The sequence below is a fragment of the Tianxiuia mixotrophica genome (assembly GCF_050596425.1).
Classification (GTDB): domain Bacteria; phylum Bacillota; class Clostridia; order Peptostreptococcales; family Acidaminobacteraceae.
In genome coordinates, this window is record NZ_CP192292.1 from 131,643 (window position 1) to 153,104 (window position 21,462).

At 42.1% G+C, this 21,462-nt stretch carries 19 protein-coding genes and 1 riboswitch; of the genes, 14 read left to right on the forward strand and 5 right to left on the reverse strand.

From position 1 onward, the window contains the following. Nucleotides 1–44 precede the first annotated feature (44 nt). From ACQ4KW_RS00635 to ACQ4KW_RS00645, 3 genes are read right to left on the reverse strand one after another with little or no spacing between them, the layout of a single operon-like run. Nucleotides 45–1,226: an ABC transporter permease gene (locus ACQ4KW_RS00635; RefSeq protein WP_430884623.1), complete on the reverse strand. Its 1,182-nt coding sequence runs from the start codon at nucleotides 1,224–1,226 to the stop codon at nucleotides 45–47. Continuing rightward, nucleotides 1,219–2,436 carry an ABC transporter permease gene (locus ACQ4KW_RS00640; protein ID WP_430884624.1) on the reverse strand — a complete coding sequence of 406 codons (1,218 nt, stop codon included), beginning with the start codon at nucleotides 2,434–2,436 and terminating at the stop codon, nucleotides 1,219–1,221. Before ACQ4KW_RS00640 ends, ACQ4KW_RS00635 begins: the two co-directional genes overlap by 8 nt. A gap of 1 nt (nucleotide 2,437) precedes the next feature. Then, the gene (locus tag ACQ4KW_RS00645) at nucleotides 2,438–4,669 is read right to left on the reverse strand and encodes a histidine kinase N-terminal 7TM domain-containing protein (protein ID WP_430884625.1); all 2,232 of its coding nucleotides are present in this window, start codon (nucleotides 4,667–4,669) and stop codon (nucleotides 2,438–2,440) included. 205 nt (nucleotides 4,670–4,874) lie between these two features. Here ACQ4KW_RS00645 and ACQ4KW_RS00650 point away from each other — a divergent pair, with 205 nt between their 5' ends. Together ACQ4KW_RS00650 and ACQ4KW_RS00655 are read left to right on the forward strand one after the other, a co-directional pair. Continuing rightward, entirely contained in the window at nucleotides 4,875–5,288 is a 414-nt protein-coding gene (locus ACQ4KW_RS00650) for a DUF1292 domain-containing protein (RefSeq protein ID WP_430884626.1), read from the forward strand. Further along, nucleotides 5,288–6,616, forward strand: coding sequence for a Na+/H+ antiporter NhaC family protein (locus tag ACQ4KW_RS00655; RefSeq protein ID WP_430884627.1), 1,329 nt, complete (start codon nucleotides 5,288–5,290; stop codon nucleotides 6,614–6,616). Before ACQ4KW_RS00650 ends, ACQ4KW_RS00655 begins: the two co-directional genes overlap by 1 nt. Here the strand turns inward: ACQ4KW_RS00655 and ACQ4KW_RS00660 are convergent, their stop codons facing one another. Continuing rightward, nucleotides 6,617–7,294, reverse strand: coding sequence for a TetR/AcrR family transcriptional regulator (locus ACQ4KW_RS00660; RefSeq protein ID WP_430884628.1), 678 nt, complete (start codon nucleotides 7,292–7,294; stop codon nucleotides 6,617–6,619). 84 nt (nucleotides 7,295–7,378) lie between these two features. Between ACQ4KW_RS00660 and ACQ4KW_RS00665 the strand changes: the two genes are divergently transcribed. The 3 genes from ACQ4KW_RS00665 to ACQ4KW_RS00675 all read left to right on the forward strand — a co-directional run bounded on the left by ACQ4KW_RS00665 (nucleotide 7,379) and on the right by ACQ4KW_RS00675 (nucleotide 11,260). Beyond that, nucleotides 7,379–9,286 carry an OPT family oligopeptide transporter gene (locus ACQ4KW_RS00665; RefSeq protein WP_430884629.1) on the forward strand — a complete coding sequence of 636 codons (1,908 nt, stop codon included), beginning with the start codon at nucleotides 7,379–7,381 and terminating at the stop codon, nucleotides 9,284–9,286. A gap of 96 nt (nucleotides 9,287–9,382) precedes the next feature. Beyond that, entirely contained in the window at nucleotides 9,383–9,736 is a 354-nt protein-coding gene (locus ACQ4KW_RS00670) for a PqqD family protein (protein WP_430884630.1), read from the forward strand. 21 nt (nucleotides 9,737–9,757) lie between these two features. Further along, nucleotides 9,758–11,260: an aminoacyl-histidine dipeptidase gene (locus ACQ4KW_RS00675; RefSeq protein ID WP_430884631.1), complete on the forward strand. Its 1,503-nt coding sequence runs from the start codon at nucleotides 9,758–9,760 to the stop codon at nucleotides 11,258–11,260. A 107-nt stretch (nucleotides 11,261–11,367) separates the two neighbouring features. Here ACQ4KW_RS00675 and ACQ4KW_RS00680 read toward each other — a convergent pair whose 3' ends face one another. Beyond that, nucleotides 11,368–13,401 carry a PAS domain S-box protein gene (locus tag ACQ4KW_RS00680; protein ID WP_430884632.1) on the reverse strand — a complete coding sequence of 678 codons (2,034 nt, stop codon included), beginning with the start codon at nucleotides 13,399–13,401 and terminating at the stop codon, nucleotides 11,368–11,370. Nucleotides 13,402–13,677: 276 nt separating this feature from the next. Here ACQ4KW_RS00680 and ACQ4KW_RS00685 point away from each other — a divergent pair, with 276 nt between their 5' ends. From ACQ4KW_RS00685 to ACQ4KW_RS00725, 9 genes are all read left to right on the forward strand, one after another. Further along, nucleotides 13,678–13,827, forward strand: a complete 150-nt coding sequence (locus ACQ4KW_RS00685; RefSeq protein ID WP_430884633.1) for a hypothetical protein — start codon at nucleotides 13,678–13,680, stop codon at nucleotides 13,825–13,827. After that, nucleotides 13,820–15,520, forward strand: coding sequence for a glutamine--tRNA ligase/YqeY domain fusion protein (locus ACQ4KW_RS00690; protein ID WP_430886526.1), 1,701 nt, complete (start codon nucleotides 13,820–13,822; stop codon nucleotides 15,518–15,520). Before ACQ4KW_RS00685 ends, ACQ4KW_RS00690 begins: the two co-directional genes overlap by 8 nt. Nucleotides 15,521–15,834: 314 nt before the next feature. Next, entirely contained in the window at nucleotides 15,835–16,998 is a 1,164-nt protein-coding gene (locus tag ACQ4KW_RS00695) for a GGDEF domain-containing protein (RefSeq protein WP_430884634.1), read from the forward strand. 139 nt (nucleotides 16,999–17,137) lie between these two features. Next, nucleotides 17,138–17,434, forward strand: a complete 297-nt coding sequence (locus ACQ4KW_RS00700) for an antibiotic biosynthesis monooxygenase family protein (protein ID WP_430884635.1) — start codon at nucleotides 17,138–17,140, stop codon at nucleotides 17,432–17,434. A 56-nt stretch (nucleotides 17,435–17,490) separates the two neighbouring features. Beyond that, a riboswitch (TPP riboswitch) is annotated at nucleotides 17,491–17,595 on the forward strand. A gap of 151 nt (nucleotides 17,596–17,746) precedes the next feature. Beyond that, a complete protein-coding gene (gene thiS, locus ACQ4KW_RS00705; RefSeq protein WP_430884636.1) occupies nucleotides 17,747–17,941 on the forward strand; it encodes a sulfur carrier protein ThiS in 195 nt (64 codons plus the stop codon). Next, the gene (gene thiF / locus ACQ4KW_RS00710; RefSeq protein WP_430884637.1) at nucleotides 17,941–18,747 is read left to right on the forward strand and encodes a sulfur carrier protein ThiS adenylyltransferase ThiF; all 807 of its coding nucleotides are present in this window, start codon (nucleotides 17,941–17,943) and stop codon (nucleotides 18,745–18,747) included. The genes thiS and thiF overlap by 1 nt, the downstream gene beginning before the upstream one ends. A gap of 49 nt (nucleotides 18,748–18,796) precedes the next feature. After that, nucleotides 18,797–19,573: a thiazole synthase gene (locus tag ACQ4KW_RS00715; RefSeq protein WP_430884638.1), complete on the forward strand. Its 777-nt coding sequence runs from the start codon at nucleotides 18,797–18,799 to the stop codon at nucleotides 19,571–19,573. After that, entirely contained in the window at nucleotides 19,573–20,682 is a 1,110-nt protein-coding gene (gene thiH / locus ACQ4KW_RS00720; protein ID WP_430884639.1) for a 2-iminoacetate synthase ThiH, read from the forward strand. The genes ACQ4KW_RS00715 and thiH overlap by 1 nt, the downstream gene beginning before the upstream one ends. 124 nt (nucleotides 20,683–20,806) lie before the next feature. After that, nucleotides 20,807–21,430, forward strand: coding sequence for a thiamine phosphate synthase (locus ACQ4KW_RS00725; protein WP_430884640.1), 624 nt, complete (start codon nucleotides 20,807–20,809; stop codon nucleotides 21,428–21,430). The last annotated feature ends 32 nt before the right edge of the window (nucleotides 21,431–21,462 follow it).

Genomic DNA, 21,462 nt, shown 5'->3' on the forward strand with positions numbered 1-21,462 from the left:
AAGCAAGGATATTATGTAACCAGTCCCTTCGTTTTAATAGCATGCTATATATGCCATTCAGCGTAAGCGCTTAGCAGGAGACCTGACAGAAGAAGTGAGGCCGTAGACAAATTTGAGACCTCCCCGGCATATGTCATGGTCATTAAAGATTCCATGGCCCAGTATACAGGTGTTGCTTGACTAAAAATAAGGAGTTTGTCAGGAATGAGTTCCAGGCTCCAAAATGCACCGCCAGCCAAGCAAATGAAGAATACGGCTGGGGCTGCCATGGACTGAAAAACAGATGCTCTATCAAACCATATACCGGCAAAGATCATAAGCCCGCATAGACTGCTAGAGAAGCCTGCCAAAACAAAGACGAGACTCAAAATGTGCCTCATTTCAAATAGATCAAGCAAGCTGTTTAAAACGATAAATTGAATTATAAGAATTCCTGTTGCAAACGTAAAGAATCCAAGAAAAGCCCCTATAAGCCGTGGCTGGCCAGCACATTTTAGACGTTTGAAATGGGCTTGTTTACGTTCCTCGATGGTTGCAGAGCCTATAAAAATCATGAAAAAGGAAGTGCTGGCCAGAATCATGCCTATAACTATCCTGTTGCGCATGACTTCCTCAGGAGCCAGGCCGCTCTTATGGAGGTCGGTCTTACTCTTTCCAGGCGCCAAGACTTCCGTTTTAATTTCGAGTTCAAAAGTTTCTTCTTTGATAAAAGACTGGGCTCGGGTCATGGCCTCTTCTTTTGCGTCTGCTGAGCCTAGAAGTCTTTGGGCTTTAATGCCTGCACTTTGCACGGCAAAAGCTTCAATGATTTCCCGAGCCACAATGTCACCCAGTGCACTCGCCACCATGTTGCTCTTTAAAAAGCTTACTTGTATTGTGTCTGAGATCTGTCCGGTCAAGATCATAGTTTCATAACCAGATTTGATTGTAAAAATGGCTTCTATTTGGTTATTGTTTAATTTTGATAGGGCTTGACTGGATTCAAGTCTTTCTACGTCCAAACTTTCAAGGTGTTCTAACTTTTCAAGAAGCTTCCTAGACTGATCTGTTCTGTCCTGGTCTATTATGGCCACAGGTATGCGGTCAATGGCACTGTAGTCCCTAAAGACAAAACTCACTGAGAAACTCAGTAATATGGGAAGAAAAACCATTATAAAAGTTAGTTTTCTATTGGCCAGTATGAGCTTCCAACGGAGTCTAAGCTGAAGTATAAAGGGATTATTCATAAAGGGCCCCTCCTTTTTGGATGGAACGCCCTAGGCGTTTTGCACAGAACATGGTGATCAAACTTCCCCCTATGAGAAAGAATAGGGCTATTTGTAAAAGGCCCCCATCAAGACCAGCCATATTGGTTAAAATGCCTTTAATGGCCCAGTGATTTGGTGTAAAAGCGCTTATATCCTGAATAGATTTTGGCATAAGAGGGATGGGAATGAAATTGCCACCAAGAAGACCTAGTACAAAATATATGATGTTGGTTGCCACAGTTGCCGATGATTCATTATTGGTAATGAGCCCAATAAGAAGGGCAAGTGCGCCGAAAAAAAGACTTATAACTAAGATTTGAAAGAAAAGCAAAAGGGCATTCACTGGACCAATTTTAAAGAAAAAAACAATGGGCAGTGCAACAATAGAACTTAAAAGACTGGCATTTAAACTCATGGCAATGAGTTTGGAGAGAATCCATAGGCTTAAGTTATGGTGAATGGTCAAATACCTCTGGGTGCAGTTGAGGCGCAGGTCCTCAAAAACCAGTGGCAGTATGCCTGAAGCAGAAAAAGCGCTGATCATAACCAGGATAGCACTGCCGAAATATAGGCCTGATGTGGTTGCTGGGAAGGTGTCTATGGCATCGTATTCAAACAAACGGTTTCGACCGAGTGCTGTGGAAATCATCTCGATAGAATAGAGGTCGTTGGTTTGTTTGAGTTTCTCTGGTGGAAAGTCCCGTGATTTAAGGGTTGTGTAGAGACCGTAAGTGGAAGCATCCACTGCCTTGATATAGTCAGAGTAACTTGCAAGCATCTCCCCTAAAACCGCAGTTCGAAGGGGCTGTTCAGGGTTTAAAATGACATCTAGGGGTTGGTTTTCATAACGCAGTAGGCTTGTTGTGAAATTTTCAGGTATGGTTATAATCGCTGTTAAATGTCCTGTGTCATATGTGGTCAAAACATCTTCACGGCTCCCCACTGTGATTTCCACGAGGGAGGTAAATTTGTCGTTTGTCTCAAAACTTTGTATGAGCATTTGGCTCAGTTGGCTTTCTTCTAAGTCTATTATTCCAATATTTAAGCGTTCGAGAAGACGATCTTCTGTCATGTCTTCTGAAAAGAATTGCACAAAGAAAAAGAGGGCGATCACAGCCGCGAGGGCTGTGAGAAGGGTCCTCTTGATATCAATGCTTCTTTTAAGGTCGTTTCTTAACAAGTGCCACATTTTATGTCTCCATTATCTTGAATATCTTAAGTTCTTCTATAACTTGAACGAGTTTTTTATAAGTGAAGGGCTTGGATAGGAATCCGTCCATCCCGGCAAGTTGGGCTTGCATTCGGTCATCTTCTGTGTCATTGGCTGTTAAAGCCACAATAGGTATAGGTTTGGGTGGTGGACTTCCATCAGTTGCTGTGTGTCGCCCTTGTTCCAGATGTCTTATTTGTTTGGTGGCCTCATGACCGTCCATTTCAGGCATTTGAATATCCATAAGAATCACGTCGTAGGTCCAGGTTTTTGCCATATCAACAGCTTCCTGCCCATTGGTGGCAAGAGCGTAGTGGCATCCCGTTTTCTTAAAAATCAGTTTCATGTACTCCTGATTCATTTTATTGTCTTCTGCAAGAAGTATATTGAGTTTTTTAAGGTCATACAGAGTCTCAACTTTAGGTGATTCTGTTTTATTTTTAAGGTAAGGCAAAGACAGTCTAAGGGTAAAGACAGACCCTTGATGGAGCTCGCTTTCCACTAAAAGTGTTCCATTCATTTGGTCGACCAGCTGCTTGGTAATGGCTAGTCCTAGTCCAGAACCGGCGAACCGCCTTGTATTAGAGTGTTCAACCTGAAAGAAGAGATCAAATAATTTCTCTTGATCCACTGGACTGATTCCAATACCTGTATCCTTCACCTGAAAACAAAGAGTGATGTGGGTCTCTCCTTTTTTTTCAAGGTGGACAGAAAAGTCAATGGATCCCTTTTCCGTGTATTTGGTGGCATTGGAAAGGAGGTTGATAAGGACCTGACGTAGCCTTAGGCTGTCACCCATTAAGTATTCAGGAAGCTCTTCATCAAAAGTATGGTTAAATACAATTGGGCGACCTGATAAGAGGGGGTGTATAAGGTCTTTTGTTTCTCGGACCAGGTCACGAATTGAAAAAGGTCTTGGTTTGAGTTCCAAACGTCCAGCTTCAATTTTAGAAAGGTCAAGCAGGTCATTAACAATTTGAAGAAGGAGCTTTGTTGAGGTTTGAATGTTGTTGACCAAACGGTCGTGTTCTTCCTTGTCGGAGGCGTGGGTCAACATATCTGTCATCCCGATTATAGCTGTCATGGGGGTTCTAATTTCATGGGAAATATTCGCGACGAATCGACTTTTGGCCTTTGTGGCTTCCTCGGCTTTCTGCTTTTCAATTTCCAGGGAGTCCATGGCTTCTTTTAAGTCCGAAATGTCATGCATAAGGAGTATTCGCCCAATGTTCCTTCCTTTTTTATCGTGAATAATCCTATCGCGCACATAGTAGTGGATTGTACTAAGGTCAACATCTACCTTAACTGTAGTCTTGTCATAGCTCCGCTTGTGAAACTCATCTGGATCAATGTCGGTATCTTCCAAATATCTTGCCAGGTATTCACCAAAGACAACATCTGCATATAAATCTTCAAAGATAAACTTCGCCGCATCGTTCATCTGAAGAATCTTGTCCTCAGAATCAAGTATAATCATTGCGTCAGCCATTTCATCAATGACGATTTCCTTTGCAAAGGGCACCACATTGAGAAAACCATATTGTCGAATGGACATATAGAAGAGAATTCCTGTTAAAACAAAGAGCAGAGGTGTATAATCCACTGACTTTGGAAAGCTTTCGATGAAAACGTAAGCGAAGTTGCCTAAAACAGGAATCGTGAGTGCAACGAGAATGACCAGGGCCTGTTTTCGTTTGTTGTCCCTGAACTTGTAGATGGAAATAAGGGACCATATAAAGGCCACTGATATGGCGATATAGGAGTAGGACAGGAAGACATACTTATAGAAAACACCATAAATATTGCGGACATAATAAATACCACTTTCATAGACGATAAATCGGTCAGTAAAAAAGAGGTGGTGAGAGCTGTTTGTGAACAGCAAAATCAAAGAGATCATTGGAATGAGGCTAATTCCTATTAGTATATATAGATTTATTTTTTTATTAAAAAGAAACTTATGCACTGTAAGTAGGATACATAAGGGAACAAAAGTGATTGCAATGTATCTAAAGCGGTCGAAGGACAGCTGTATGGTATGTCCGGCAACGCTGTAATAGAGCATTTCAAAAAAGAGCCAAGCACCAAGAATTTGGAGTAGGATTCTAACATCGGTGCTATAGGGTTGTTCATCACTTCTTGACATTGATGCGATTACAAACATAATAACGCACCCTATAAAAGAAATAACTGTATAGATATTGACCGTCATCCTTATCACCTCGTTTTAAGGATACCCCTTTCAAGGGCCAACTTCCAGATTTTTTCTAAGTTATGACCACTTAATATGAAAGAAGAGATGATTTAGGTCATGCAATTTGTCTGTGAATGTTGTATAGTTGAGTCAGGAACATAGAATTTAAACGCTTGTAAAACATGTGATTTTACAAGTGGATCAGTTGAAAAAGGAGAAGCATATGAGCGATAATAATAAAGTGTTTGAAACAACCCATAAAAGTGGCGGATGCTGTGGATCTGGTGAGCATCATGGACACAAACACGAGGGTGGATGCTGCGGATCACACGATCACGGTCATCACCATGGTCACGACTGCGGTCATGATCACGACCATGATCATGAACACCACGACCATGCCAAAATCTACATAGAGACAGATGGTGGTGAGGAACTGGAATGTGATGTTCTAGGTATTTTTGAATTTGAGAATATGGAATACATTGCAATCATCCCTGTAGAAAGCGAAACAGCTTATCTATACAGATACTCTGAAATTGAAGAAGAGCCAGCACTGACTCAAATTGACTCTGAAGAAGAGTATGCAAAGGTGAGTCAGCACTTCATGGAACTTGTTGAGGCTGAAGAAGAGTAATGAGAGATTTAAGCACCGTGATTGGGATTGTGGCCTGCATAGCAGCCAGCCTGATCACGGGCATATCTTTATACATAGGTTTTATAGGGGCTATCCTAATCTGTGCAGGTCTTCAGTGGAGCCGTTTTGATATAAAAAAAGCAGGCGCCTCCATGTTTAAGGCCCTTGCTGAGGTAAAGATACTCTATGTGGTTATTTTTATGATTGGAGCCTCTGTGTCTTCCTGGTTGGCGGGTGGCGTTGTGCAGACCCTTATGCTCTATGGTCTAAAGGCCATGATGGGTCGCAATGTTGTTTTGATGACATTTATTATCACAGCCATCTTTGGCTTCTTCATGGGGTCAGCCATAGGAACCATAAGCACACTTGGGATTGCCATACTGGGGATTGGAGCGGCTTTTGAAATTCCCCTCCCCATACTTCTTGGAGCGGCCGTTTCTGGTGCGTTTATTTCTGATAAAATTTCACCCTTGTCTGGGCTTATGAATCTGACTTTAAGTGGTGCAGGCGCATCCTATAAGGATTCAGTGAAAGCTATGCTGGTTACCCTTGTTCCGACCATATTTATCACCTGTCTGGTCTACTCTGTGATTGGATCTGACTATGTTACCAGGGCAAGTGGACAAATTTCTGAAATTGAGTCCGCTATGAAAACAGCCTATGTGATTCACCCAGCCCTACTGGTTCTTCCAATCATGGTGATTGGACTGGCTTTTTTAGGTAGGCCTTCCTTTGTATCTATAGGGTCGGGTATTGTTCTAGGCGGGATTTTTTCTGTTGTTATACAGGGGTACTCAGTTCTAACAACCATTAAGTTCATTCTTTTGGGGTATAAGGCCAGTTCCGGCGACGCCTTGATTGATGGCATTTTAAGATCGGGCGGTATGTTTGGAATGACAGAAGTTATACTGATCATAATGGGGGCTGTGGCCTTGAGTGATCTTATGGAAACAACCAAACTGAATGAGCGTCTGTTCGGACGTTTTTTTGAAAATATAAAATCGGGAAACCAACTGCTTTTACGTGGCGGTGTGGTCAGTATCGTCTTAACGGCACTGACTTGTGACCAAACAGCAGGTATCGTTTTACCAATGCGGATTTTAAGGACGAAGGGAAAAAACTTTGGCGTGACGCCAGCTATGACTGTACGAACCATTTCAGATTCGGGTACAATTGTAGCACCGCTTATGCCGTGGAACATAAATGCCCTGATTATTATAGGCATTACAGGTATTGGCGCCACCGAGTATGCGCCCTATGCCTTTTTATGTATGATTGCCCCGGCTGTCCATGCCTTGTACTTGTACATAAACCCTGTTGGAGATTGATCACCACTTGGTTCCAAGAGAGAGGGTCTTGGGTAGTCCACGTTTTTTCTTGGACCCAAAAAAGCCTTTTGAAGATTCGTTTTCTTCATAAATCATATCCCACATATTGTCGTAGAGTTTTTTTCTCAGAGTGTTAATGGAAATATTGCTGTAAACGCCAGAAAGCATGCAGAGGCCTTCAAGCCAGGCTAGAAGTTCCAATGACAGGACTTGAGGGTCAATATTCTCGCGAATTTCACCACTTTTTTGTCCTTGTTTTAGGATTTTTTCAAGGGTGGAAGCGAGCCCGTCATAATATGAGTTGATTCTTTCTTGAAGCAGTGGAAAATGGTTGAGGCTGGTTCTTAAAAGTCCAAGAAGATCATAGGGTTTGTCAAAGTGACCACCTGCCAGAAGAGACAGTTCGCTATTGATTTCAATAATGGCATTGAAAAATTTTTCCATGTTATGCCGTGTGCTTTGTTCTTTTTCATAAGGGAAATTGACCTTTTCTTCAATGGAAGATAAAAGATAGTCAATAGAGGCTTCAAAAATTTTGTCCTTGCTTTTAAAATGATGATAAATAGAAGGTTTTTTGATGCCCACCTCTTCAGCGATTGTGGACAAGGAAGCCTTTTCGTAACCATAGTTTAAGAAATTTTTAATTGCAGCACGTACGATTCGATCTTTAGTATGCATAAAATCCTCCCTACCAAGCGTTAGGGATATTATAGCATTAATTTTAGATATTATTAACTGAAAATTCAAAAAGAGGGGGATTATATGGGGGAGAAAGATAGACTGAGGGGGCAATCTTTCCAACCTTTTATTTCAGCGGATAAAATGTTGCCCGAATTCACGGGAACAGCGCTGGTTATAGGGGTTTTATTGTCAGTGATATTTGGGGCGGCCAATGCCTATCTTGGCCTGAAGGTAGGAATGACCATTTCCGCGTCGATTCCAGCTGCTGTCATATCTATGGGGGTTATCCGAGTTATTTTAAAAAAGGAGTCTATCCTTGAAAATAATATGGTTCAAACCATTGGATCAGCAGGAGAATCTCTAGCGGCAGGGGCCATTTTTACATTGCCTGCCCTCTTTATTTGGATGGAAGACTGGGGAATGGGAGCCCCAAGTCTTCTCATGATTACATCTATTGCCCTATCAGGAGGGCTTCTTGGCGTATTTTTTATGGTGCCTCTTAGAAAGGCTCTCATTGTCAAGGAGCATGAAGTCCTACCCTTTCCAGAAGGAACAGCCTGTGCTGAGGTGCTTTTGGCTGGTGAAGAAGGTGGGAAAAAAGCCGTTGCAACCTTTACGGGTTTAGGCATTGGTGCTGTTTATAAATTTTTAACAGGGGGGCTTAAGCTTTTTCCTGATAGGATTGAAATGAGCTTGCCTGTTTATAAAAACGCCGCTGTGGGCATGGACTGTCTACCAGCCCTTCTAGGGGTGGGCTTTATTATTGGTCCAACCTTGTCAGCCTATATGCTCGCGGGGGCAGTTCTCGGCTGGATTGTTCTCATACCACTTATAAGCAATATAGGCAGTTTGGGGTATATTGTCATGTTTCCCGCTGATGTGCCTATACAGGTTATGGACTACTGGGATATATGGGATATGTATATTCGATATATTGGTGCAGGTGCAGTGGCTTTTGGCGGTATTTTTGGTCTTATCAAGTCCCTGTCTCTCATTGTTCAAACATTCACTGAAGCCATGCGTGACTACGCTTCAACCATGGGGGCTGGAAGCGCTATGCGCACAGATAGAGATATGAATATGAGGGTGGTCCTTTTTGGCTCCCTTACAGTGGTTATTCTTATGGCGGTCCTTCCATTTATAGAAGTTGGATTTGGTGGCGCTTTTCTGATAGCCGTTTTCGGATTTTTCTTTGCAACGGTGTCATCGCGAATCGTTGGCCTTGTCGGATCTTCTTCAAACCCTGTATCTGGCATGACCATTGCAACACTCATTATTACGGGCATTATTTATAAGGCAACAGGCAATGATGGACAGTCGGGCATGATTGCCACTTTAACGGTGGGGGCCATCATATGTATTATAGCCGCAATGGCAGGGGACACTTCCCAGGATTTAAAAACTGGATTTTTGGTTGGTGCAACGCCATACAGGCAACAATATGGAGAACTTGTCGGAGCTGTGGCATCAGCTTTAGCCATCGGTGTTGTTATGACATGGCTTAACAACGCATGGGGATTTGGGTCGTCTGATTTACCCGCCCCTCAGGCCACACTTATGCGCCTTGTGGTTGAAGGGGTTATTGGGGGCAACCTTCCCTGGGCTCTTGTTTTTACAGGTGTGGGCATTGGACTGGCCCTTGAACTTCTTGGTTTACCGGTCTTACCTGTTTCCATTGGTCTTTATTTGCCCATACATCTGTCGACCCCAATCGTCCTAGGAAGCCTAATTCGTGGCTTCCTAGATAAGAAAATGGAAGATGATGAACGAACGGCCATTCGTGCCAAGTCAAAGGTTGAAACGGGGGTCTTGTATGCATCGGGCCTCATAGCGGGTGAGGGCTTAATCGGCATACTACTGGCGATTTTTGCAGCCCTTGAGTTAAACCTGGCCTTGGGTCTGTCCTTAGGAGCCTTAGGCACCGTCTGTTTTTTCGGACTCTTAACCTATACTTTGATGCGCTACTCAATATTTGCTCGGCCTTATTAAAAGAGGATATGGAGAGCGTGGTGTGCCCTGAGTGCTGATGGGTTCAAATGAACGGTGTGCATGGATCTAAAAATGTCTAGTGAAAAGAGGCAAGATATGAAAATCCAAAAAGATGACAATTTTCTTGATCTGATTCCAGTAAGAACATCTTCTATGAAGTGGCACGAGGATGAAAATGGTATGATACATATAATGATCCCTCGAAAAGAGGTCATTGATCGCTTGGTGCGGTTATTCAAAAAAACCCCTGACCAGATGCGGGTTGATCTCGATGAGATTGGAAGCAGTGCGTGGAAGATGATGGATGGCACCCGCACAATTGGAGAGATTTGTTTATTAATGACAGAGTGCCATGGAGAGGCCGTGGAGCCTGTTCATGAACGCGTGGGCACCTACATTAATATTCTTAGAAACAATAAGTTTATAACTTTGAAAAGAAATGCATTATAGCATGGACTAGGGGGAAGAAACATGACAGGTAAATTATCAGGTTTAAAGCCAGAAGCAGTTTTCAGACATTTTGAAGCCTTGACACAAATTCCGAGGGAGTCGGGCAATGAAAAAGCGGTAAGTGACTATTTGGTGGAATTTGCAAAGAAAAACAAACTTGAAGTGATCCAGGAGGACTGCCTCAATGTCATTATCAAAAAGCCGGGAACCGAGGGGTATGAAACAGCCCCCCACGTTATTTTACAAGGCCATATGGACATGGTTTGCGTGAAAAGAGAGGACCTGGATTTTGATTTTAATACGGATCCCATCCCCGTGGTTGTAGAGGGTGACTTTGTGCGAACAGAAGGAACCACACTTGGGGCAGATAATGGTATAGCAGTGGCCATGGCTATGGCAATTTTAGAGTCAAAGGATATGGCTCATCCACCTCTTACAGCCCTTATAACTGTTGCTGAAGAAACGGGTATGGATGGTGTTCTTGGTTTGGAACCGGACCATATTTCTGGAGATATTCTTATCAATATTGATTCAGAAGAAGAGGGCACTCTGTTGGCATCTTGTGCAGGGGGGGTCAACAATATTGTTAAACTGCCTATTGAAAGAAAAGAGTCCTTGGCTGGTGCATATTACGCCCTTAAAATAAAGGGACTAAAGGGCGGGCACTCAGGTATGGAGATCAATCAGAATAGGGCAAGTGCCATTAAGCTTTTAGGACGCCTTCTTGAAAAGCTTTGCGAACACTCTGATTTGGAAGTGATTGAGGTGTCTGGTGGAGATAAAATGAATGCCATCGCCAAGTATGCAGAGGCGGTCGTGGGTTTGAAAGGCCAAAGTGCTGAAGGGATAAACCTTTCAGAAAAAGACTTGAAAGCCCTGGTCAAAAATCTTGATGAAGCATTTAAGAATGAGTATGAAAGTTCTGATCCAGGGATTGAACTTGTTGTAGAAGCGCTTTCTAAGGCAAGTCTTGAATCAAATGAGAGTAAATATGCTGGTATGGCTTTAAGCCAGACAACAGTGGATCAATTGGTTTCGATTTTAAGACTGATGCCATATGGTGTTCAGACCATGTCAGCTAATATTGAAGGTCTTGTGGAAAGTTCAAACAACATTGGTGTTTTACGAATGCGTGAAGATCATATTGAATTCAGCAGTGCTGTAAGAAGTTCTGTCAAATCTTTAAAAGAGGAAATCAATGGTCGAATACAGCATATTTGCAACCTAACTGGTGCAAGTATGGAACTTGTTTCTGACTATCCTGAATGGCCATACAAGGTGGAATCTCCTATACGGGAAATCATGAAGAAGAAGTGGAAGACCCTTTATGATTCGGACATTAAGGTGGATGCCATCCACGCCGGACTTGAGTGTGGACTCCTTAAAGAAAAGGTGGGGGATATTGACATGGTATCTCTAGGACCTAATTTATATGATGTGCACACACCAATGGAGCACATGAGCATTGGTTCGGTAGAACGTATCTATGCCTTTCTTGTGGAAGTGCTTAAGGACATTAAGTAAAAGCATTGACATGATTCACCGTAATAAAATCCGCTCTTATACCTGCTTGAAAAGGTCTAGGAGCGGATTTTTTATAACTGTAAGTTTGACACGTGAATATTTAAGGATTAAAACTTGGCCGAGGGGTCAAGAGGGATTTCAATGAAAAACTGGACCCCTTCTCCAGGTCGACTCATAGCTCGTATTGATCCACCGAGTTTGTCGCAGACAAGGGAGTAAACTATATGCATGCCAAGCCCAGAATTGCCACCAGTGCGGCGTGTCGTAAAGAAGGGCTCGAATATATGGGAGAGTGTTTCCTCATCCATGCCCTTGCCGCTGTCCTTGTAGACAATGCTGAGCTGGGTGCCCCGAATGTCCACGTCAATATCAATGGTGCCTTGGGTTTGCTTATCAAATCCATGATGCAGAGAGTTCATAATAAAATTTGTGAATATCTGTGAATATATCCCCGGATAAGAGCTGATGTTTAGGGCATCCGGGCAATTGACCCGAACCTTATGAGGGGTACGCTTCAGTTCGTTGTGGAGACTTAAGAGGATTTCATCTATATATTTTCTGAAATTGAACATTCTTCTTGACTCACTGATCTGGTCAGTGGAAAGGTCTTTAATGCTAAATATGAGACTGGCTGCACGATCTAGATTGGAAAGCACTGTGCTTGAAGCCAGCTCAGCATCCTCAAGAAAGTTCATAAATTCACTTTTAGTAAGCTGGTTGTTCTTAAATTTCTCAATAATTGTACCCAGGGTTTGATGTAAATACGAAACCGTTGTAACACTGACCCCCATAGGGGTGTTGATTTCATGGGAAATCCCTGGCAAGAGTTCTGAAAGGTAGGCCTTTTGCTCGGATTCGACAAGTCTTTCCTGGGTGTTTTCTATTAAATCCTTGCTGTGTTTAAGAGCCTTGCTTTGAGTTTGAACCTGCATTTCCAGTTCTTTATTGAGGAGGCGAATTTCTTCTTCAGCCTTTTTTTGGGCGCTGATGTCCGTCCATATGGCATGAAGGATACGCTTGTTATTGTCTGGTATGTGCGTTAAGGAAATATCCACAGGCAACATGGTGCCATTTTTCAGTTGATGGTACCACTCAAACCGTGTTGTCCCATCCCTATAGGCTTCTTGCATGCGCAGCTGGGCTTTTTGTTCTGAAAGACTTCCATCAGGTTGAAACTCAGGGGAGATGTCCTTTGGGGTCAATCCTATGACCTCTTCCTTGCTGGAAAAACCGAGCATGTTCAGGGCGGCCTTGTTGCACTCCACAACGACTTCGTTAACAAGAAGGAGCATGGCATTGGCAGACAGGTCAAAAAGAGTCCTGTATTTGGCTTCACTTTCATTTCGCTTTAGTTCAGCAATTTTGAGGTCTGTTATGTTACGTCCCTCAGGAATAAGAAATTTAACATGACCTTGAACGTCTTTGACTGGTGTGATGCTGAAGTCCATAAAATTTGGATTGCCATAGGCATCTTGGTGGGTGGCTTCAAAGCGGACATATTCTCCTTTAGATGCTTTTGCAATACTGGCTTTGAGTTTTTCCTGGTATTCTGTTGAATGGGACCACCAAGGGGTGTCCCAAAAATATTTACCAACAACATCGGCTGGTTTGGCACCGATCATTTTGAGGCTGGTATGATTGGCTTCAAGGAGGATTCCTTCAAGAGTTAAGAGTCCGATAAGTTGAAAGGTGTTATTAAATATAGCGGCAAATTTCTCTTCTGATTCAGCAAGAGCTTCTTTGGTCTGAAGCAAATTGGTAATGTCCGTTGAAAAACTGCACATACCATAAAGAAAGCCTGAGTCGTCATAAAGAGGGAATTTTGTTGAATGATAATTATGCATACCGTCACTCAGTTCCAGACTTTCGTCATATGATATGGACTTTTCCGTTTCAATGACTTTCATATCGAGCGTCCTTGAAAGCTTTCCCAGTGAATCAGGCAGAATATCAATATCCTTCTTGCCGTATATGTCCTGTCGACTCACGCCCAGGAGTGCTTCGTATTCAAAATTCACGTATAAGTATCTGCCTTCTTTGTCCTTTATATAAATGACAGAAGGGATATGGTCGAGAATGTTTGGCGAAGACGCATATATATTTTTTGAAAAAATATTGTTTTGATGCGTATGTTCTGACATAGTTTTATCCCCTTATAACCCAGTTTTGTTTAGAGCCCTTTGAAAACAGCCTGACAAGATGCATCCCACATACAAAGTGACAGGCGGTTGGTAAAAATCTTTTTAAAGAGCATTACTGGTAATAAATACCCGAATTATGAGCCATTTCACAAGAAATTACATTTAAGTGCCAAGGTTTGTAAGAATCAAATGTTGGAAATATTGTGTCCGCATGTGGGTAGAATCAGCGCACCTTCAAATTATCAATTTGCATAGGCACTTGACTGTGATAAAATAATGAATGATAAATTTAGATATATTGTAATAAAAGCGAAGAAAGGGATTCCTTTATTGCATAAAAAATCTGGATTGAGCGACTTGCAAGGCAATCGTTTTGCAAGCGTCATAGGATTAAAAAAACAAGGAGGACTGGATGAAGATGTCTAAAGAAAACAAGCGTCCGGACGCTGAAACTGTCGATAACACCAATGAATCAGAATTTCGATCAAGGAACTTCATTCAGCAGATTATCGATGAGGATATGAAGTCCGACAAATACGGCGGTCGGGTACATACTAGATTCCCACCAGAACCAAATGGATACTTGCATATAGGCCATGCCAAAGCCATATGCATCAATTTTGGGATTAAAGAGGAATATAGCGGTAAGTGTAATCTGCGATTTGATGATACAAACCCAGTGAAAGAAGACACGGAGTATGTTAAGGCCATTCAAGAAGATATAAAGTGGCTTGGTTTCGAGTGGGATGATCTCTTCTATGCATCAGACTACTTTGAAAAAATGTATGAGTATGCTCAAATCCTGATCAAAAAAGGCAAAGCATACGTTTGTGATTTGACACCGGAAGAAACACGAGAATACAGGGGTGATTTCACAACGCCTGGCAAGAACAGTCCTTTTAGAGACCGTTCACCAGAAGAGAATCTGGATCTGTTTGAGCAGATGAAGAATGGTGTTTTCCTAGATGGTTCTCGCGTACTAAGAGCTAAAATTGACATGGCTTCGCCAAACTTAAACATGCGCGATCCTGTACTATACAGAATTTCACACAACACACACCATAACACTGGGGACAAGTGGTGCATTTATCCAATGTATGACTATGCACACCCAATAGAAGATGCCATTGAAGGCGTGACACACTCCCTATGTTCTCTGGAATTTGAGAATCACAGGCCACTGTATGACTGGGTTCTGGGAGAAATTGGCGTATGGTCAACACCACCACAGCAAATTGAGTTTGCCCGTCTGAACATGACAAATACGCTCATGAGTAAAAGATACATCAGAGCCCTTGTTGAAGATGGCACTCTAGATGGTTGGAATGACCCAAGACTGCATACCTTGTCTGGTCTTCGCCGTCGTGGTGTGACACCAGAGGCCATTAAGAGTTTTATTGATGAAGTGGGTGTTTCCAAGTCAAACAGTGTTGTAGACTCAGAAAATCTAGACCATTTTGTTCGTGAAGATCTTAAAATGAAGGCTCCAAGAGCCATGGCAGTTCTCGATCCTCTCAAAGTGGTTATTACAAACTACCCTGAGGGTCAAGTGGAAATGCTTGAAGCGGGTCTAAATCCAGACAATCCAGAAATGGGTTCACGCCAAATACCGTTTGGCCGTGTTGTCTATGTGGAAAGAGAAGATTTCATGGAAGAGCCTGTGAAGAAGTTCTTCCGACTTTTCCCAGGCAATGAAGTGCGTCTGCGTCATGCTTACTTTATTAAGTGTAATGAAGTGATTAAGGATGAGGCGGGCAATGTTGTTGAACTACGTTGTACCTATGACCCTGAAACAAAGTCTGGTTCAGGCTTTACGGGTAGAAAAGTTAAAGGAACCCTACACTGGGTTGCTGAAGCGGATCATATTGATGCAGAAGTTCGTCTTTATGACCACCTGCTGACAGAAAATGAAGAAGGCGAAGAGATTGTAAATCCAAACTCTCTTGTTACACTTCAAAACTGTAAACTAGAGCCATACTTTAACACATCAAAGGCGGGGGATAAATTCCAGTTCCTACGTCATGGCTTCTTCTGTGAAGACTCTAAATTCTCGACAGACGATAAAAAAGTCTTCAACAGAATTGTGTCTTTGAAGAGTTCGTGGAAGAAAAAGAAGTAATTATACTGACTAAACGAATCCTGCTAATGAAGATGATTTCATCGGATTTAGCAGGATTTTTTACTTTTTACTTTAAACTTTTAAAAATACAGGTCTTGGTCAACATAAAATTGATAAAGATGGATTTATAGATATCTATAGTCTTGGCGAGGTAGGTCTTAAATTTTAATTTGAGTGTTCACAATTGTTCACTCAATTAGGGCAGAAATACCTGATCATGTATGACTATTTAGATTCTAAAGCCCAATTAAGGTTATAAATAAATATGCCCCCTGTAATTCGAAACGATAGATGAAAGCACTCAGGTGATTCACATGATGGAGACATTGCTAAAATTTGATATAAATTTTTTCTCAGTGATTATGCTCACCCTGATTTTAGGGGTTATGTGGCAAAGAAAAGATACAATGAGTTACTCCAGTCGACTTTTTAGAAACCTAATAGTTGTCAATATTTTTATGCTTATAATGGAGGTTGTTTCATGGCAATTTAATGGCAAGCCGGGCACATTCAACTGGTATGCCAATTATATATCCAATATGGTCTTTGCTTGGTCAACACCGCTTATAACCTGTGTATGGGCCATGTATATTGACTACAATATGTTTGGCTCGTCTGAACGCCTTAGGAAAAAACTCTACTACACCCAGCCCATGATTATCAACACCTTTCTTATACTTATAAACTTGTTCACACCCATAATATTTAAAGTGAATGACCAGAATATATATTCCCGTCAGCCTTATATGTGGCTTATTGTCCTAGTGAATTTTTTGACTCTCGTCTACATATGTTTTTTGGCCTATAAAAATCGAAGCACCATACGAAAAAGAATTATCTATGCCATCATTATATTTGTGTCCCTGCCAGCCTTAACAGCAGGATTTCAAGTCATGCTTTATGGTGCATTTGTCATGTGGCCCATGATGGCTATGACCCTTGTTGGAACCTATATTTACCTTGAAACCGCATCGACATCCTTTGATCACCTCACTGGTCTTTACAGCCGTATGCGTATTGACGAATACATTGACTACATGATTTCCACACAGCAGGCCTTTGATATTATCATGGTGGATTTAAATGATTTTAAAAAAATTAATGATAACTATGGACATCACACAGGCGATCAAGCCTTAATTCTTTTCTCAAATGTTTTATCAAAAGTATTCAGTGGAGAAAAGATGGTATCTCGATTGGCTGGAGATGAATTCTTAATCGTAACAGGCGTTCTTGGTGCGACTGGTGCACAGGCATATAAAGAAACCCTTCAAAATCAAGTGGACTTAGCGGTCATTCAGTCCGGCGTGGATTATGATGTGGCTTTTAGTTTTGGACATTGTTCCATTAAAGATTTTCAAGAGCCCACCTATGAAATTTTGATTTCTTGTGCCGATGAACAAATGTACCGAGAAAAGGCTCTTACAAAGGGAAAGCCTCTTAATTGTAAACTTCACAAGTGTCAGAGAGATGGGTAGGTTTTATTTTAAAAATAAGAACACCTAAGCAAAAACCTCGACTAAATAGGGTCGAGGTTTTTTTACACCCACCAAGTTTCAAAATCTACAAATTTGGTATAATTAAAGAGGTACAAAAAAGCAAAAGGAGGTTTTAACCATGTATAATGCAGTCATGAAGTATAATTTTAAACCTGAAAGGCTAAAAGAGGCCGTAGGCATTTGGAAAACAGGTGTTGCTGATAAAATTGCAAAGCAACCGGGCTTTATACGGGTCCAGTTTTATACAAAAGAAAATGGCGAGGCCCTGGCCATTGGAACTTGGGAATCCAAGGATGATGCAGACCGATTCATGAAAACGGGTGTTTTTGCAGATATAATAAAAACATTTGGTGACTGCATGTCTGACCAACCAAGGGGTGGAGACTATACTTTGGAATATTTTGAAGAGGCATAGGCTTTACAATTGAATCAAGGCACGTTATAATGACCTTGATTTCATATAATCGAATAACACGCTGCTGGGGGTGCCAATATTGGCTGAGAGGGACGCGACGTCCTAACCCTTTGAACCTGATTTCGTTAAAGCGAACGTAGGGATAGCTGCAATTGGAAGACTGATTTTGCGCGCATATTCTTTAACGTTATTAACGTTACAGAATGTGCGTTTTTTTTATACACAAAATTGTGTTCAAATAACGTCTTTCGAAGCTCTCCCGGTGTGTTGATGAAAGTACCACATAAGACTAAGTCGATTAGGAGGATATTCATGATCATTAACGGGAAAAAAAGAGATTTTCCAGATGGAACGAGTGTACTAGACATGTTAAGAGAACTCAGTTTAGACGTAGAAAAAGTCGTAGTAGAAGTCAATGCAAGCATTATTGAGAAGACAATGTTTTCAGATCATAAGCTAAGCTCTGGCGATAAAATTGAAATTATCGCATTTGTGGGAGGCGGCTAATGAAGGTCTTTATCAATGAACAAGCGGTGAATATAGGAAATATAAAGTCGGCTTACGACATCAGGCGTCAGTATAAGCCGGATGCAGATATTGTCATAGTCAATGGATTTATTATTAAATCTGACCATGACCTTTGTGAAGATGACCATATTGTCTTAATTAAACGGGGGGAAATGCCCCAAGAAGAAGAAATGGAAGCCCTTATGATGTCACGCCACACTGTTGGTGTTCATGAAAAGGTTAAGGCTTCAAGTGTTGCTGTATGTGGACTGGGAGGACTCGGGTCAAACATTGCGGTGGCCCTTGCCAGAATTGGTGTGGGAAAGCTTACACTTATCGACTTTGATGTGGTTGAACCCAGTAACTTAAACCGTCAGCATTATATGGTGTCACACATCGGCATGAAAAAAACAGAGGCACTAAAGGCCCAGCTGGCCCAAATAAACCCATTTATTGAAGTGGTCACCCATGATGTCTTTTTAAATGAGGATAATATCCTTGATTTCATTGGTGAAGTTGATGTGGCTGTTGAAGCCTTTGATGGTCCACAGTCTAAGGCGACCCTGGTCTCCACTTGGAAAAAACATCGCCCTAAAAAACCAATTGTGGCAGCGTCGGGTGTGGCTGGATACGGATCAAGCAATACAGTGGAAACCCGTAAAATGATGGAAAATGTCTACGTTGTGGGCGATTTAACATCAGAAGCTAAAATAGGTCAGGGGCTTATGGCGCCACGGGTGGTCATAGCTGCGGGACACCAAGCCAACATGGTTCTTCGTCTTATTATGGGTGAAAAAGTAATGTAGTTATATTGTTGTGCATAGAGTAAACGATATTAAGAAGAGGTGAACTATAATGGATAAACTCATTATCGGTGGTCAGGAACTTGAAAGCCGTTTATTTATTGGAACAGGTAAATTTCCAAGCAAGTCGGTGATTCCAGAGGTTATTGAAGCCTGTAAAACAGAGGTTGTGACGATGGCCCTTCGTCGTGTGGATATTGATTCAAAAGACGAAAATATTTTAGAGTATATACCCAAGCATATAAATTTACTCCCAAACACATCAGGGGCTCGAACGGCTGAGGAAGCGGTTCGAATTGCTCGACTTGCCCGAGCAATGGGCGCAGGAAACTGGGTTAAGATTGAGGTTATTTCTGATATGAAATACCTTCTTCCAGATAACAAGGAAACCATCAAAGCGACAGAAATACTTGCTAAGGAGGGGTTTGTTGTTCTTCCCTATATGAGCCCAGACCTTATGGATGCCAAGCGACTGGTTGAAGCAGGCGCAGCAACAGTGATGCCACTTGGTGCTCCAATTGGAACCAATCGCGGAATTCGTACCAAAGAAATGACTCAAATAATCATAGATGAAATAGACATCCCCGTCATTGTGGATGCAGGTATAGGCAAGCCTTCTGATGCCGCAGAAGCTATGGAAATGGGAGCCGATGCAGTCCTTGTTAACACTGCCATTGCAACCGCAGAGGATCCAGTCATGATGGCAAAAGCCTTTAGTATGGCGGTTGAAGCTGGACGCATTGGCTATCTTGCAAAAATGGGGGCCATGCACAAGTATGCCCAGGCTTCTTCTCCACTAACTGGTTTCCTACGAGAAGGTGGGGCATAATGAGTGGTTTTATTAGGGAAGTTCAGCGCTTTGAAGATGAAAAATTCATAAAGGCCCTAGACAAGGCCTCTTCGGAGGATGTCAAACGTGTTCTCAGTAAAAGGGTTATTGAACTGGAAGATTTAGCTGTTCTTCTCTCTGAATCAGCCAGCAATCACCTAGAAGACATGGCACAAAGAGCCCACCAAAAAAGGACCCAGCATTTTGGAAAAGCTGTGGTTTTATACACACCTCTCTACTTAGCCAACCACTGTGTGAATGGATGCACATACTGTGGTTATAATGTGCATAATAAAATTGATAGACATATCTTATCCACAGAGGAAATTGAAAAAGAGGCCCAGGAAATTTCTAAGACTGGGCTCAAGCACATTCTTATTCTCACAGGTGAGTCAGCGCATCATACGCCAGTGTCTTACATTGTGGAAGCGGTGAAAATCTTAAAGAACTATTTTGAATCGATTTCTATTGAAATCTATCCTTTAACGGAAGAGGAATATAAGGAAGTTATAGAGGCCGGTGTGGATGGTCTTACAATTTACCAGGAAGTCTACAACCCTGAGGTTTATGACGTTGTTCATGTGTCTGGACCTAAAAAGAACTATGCTTTTCGAATAGGGGCACCAGAAAGAGCGGCAAGACAGGGCATTCGGTCAGTCAATATTGGGGCCCTGCTGGGTCTTGATGACTGGCGTCTTGAAGCCTTTAAAACGGCTTGGCATGCCTTCTACCTGCAAAAGAATTACCCAGAACTGGAACTGGCGGTTTCCATGCCAAGAATAAGACCATGTGCAGGTGGTTATGAAGTGGAAAGACCTGTGGATGACAAAGCTTTTGTTCAAATTATGCTGGCCCTAGGCTGTTTCTTGCCTTCGGTGGGTATTACAATTTCCACTCGGGAAGAAGCAGATTTTAGAAATCACCTTGTGCCTCTTGGAGCCACGAAGCTTTCGGCTGGGGTGTCAACTTCTGTTGGTGGACATTCAAAGGATGATGATGCATCAGAGGCTCAGTTTGAAATATCAGACACCAGAAGTGTAGAGCAGATGAAGGCCTTCCTCCTGTCCATTGGGTATCAACCCGTGTTTAAGGACTGGTTTAATCTGTAGTGAATGCTTCTAGGGTGTCTTACAGTAAACTTCCATACAAGATTGTCTATGAATACAAGATTACCTATGAATATAAGGTGAGATTTTAGGGATGATCCAAGTTCCTTTAGAAAAGGTGGGGTGTATGCTAACGCTCATAACAAACAGACACATTTGTGGAGAAGACAATTTCAAAGATGTGGTTACAAGAGCTATTTCAGCAGGTGTGGATCAGATTATACTGCGTGAAAAAGACTTGGATGACAAGGTCTATGGCCACTATGCAGCTTACTTTAAAACACAGCTAAAAGAAAGTCAAAAACTGATCATTCACAGTCGAATATCCTTAGCTGAGAGAGTTAAGGCGGATGGTGTCCACTTTACATTTCAAGATTTTATGGCAGTGGATGAAGAGACCATTGCGGCATTAAAGTCTGGAGAGTCATCCCTTGTGATCGGAGTCAGTGTCCACAGCCTTGAAGAAGCCTTGGCCAGTGCAAACAAAGGTGCTTCCTACCTGCTTGCAAGCCATGTGTTTGAAACGGATTGCAAGGCAGGTCTGCCTGGTCGGGGGCTATCATTCATACATCGAATTTCTTCAAAGGTCCATGTTCCTGTCATTGGTCTAGGCGGCATAAGTCCTGAAAACACCCTGTCGGTCATAGACGCCGGTGCCAGTGGCGTCGCTGTTATGTCTGCCATCATGGGGGCAAATGATGTGGAGGCAAGCTTGAAGTCATTCACCATCCAGCTTAATCGTCTGACTTAGTAAGAATATATAATTATAGCCCAGTGCCGAAG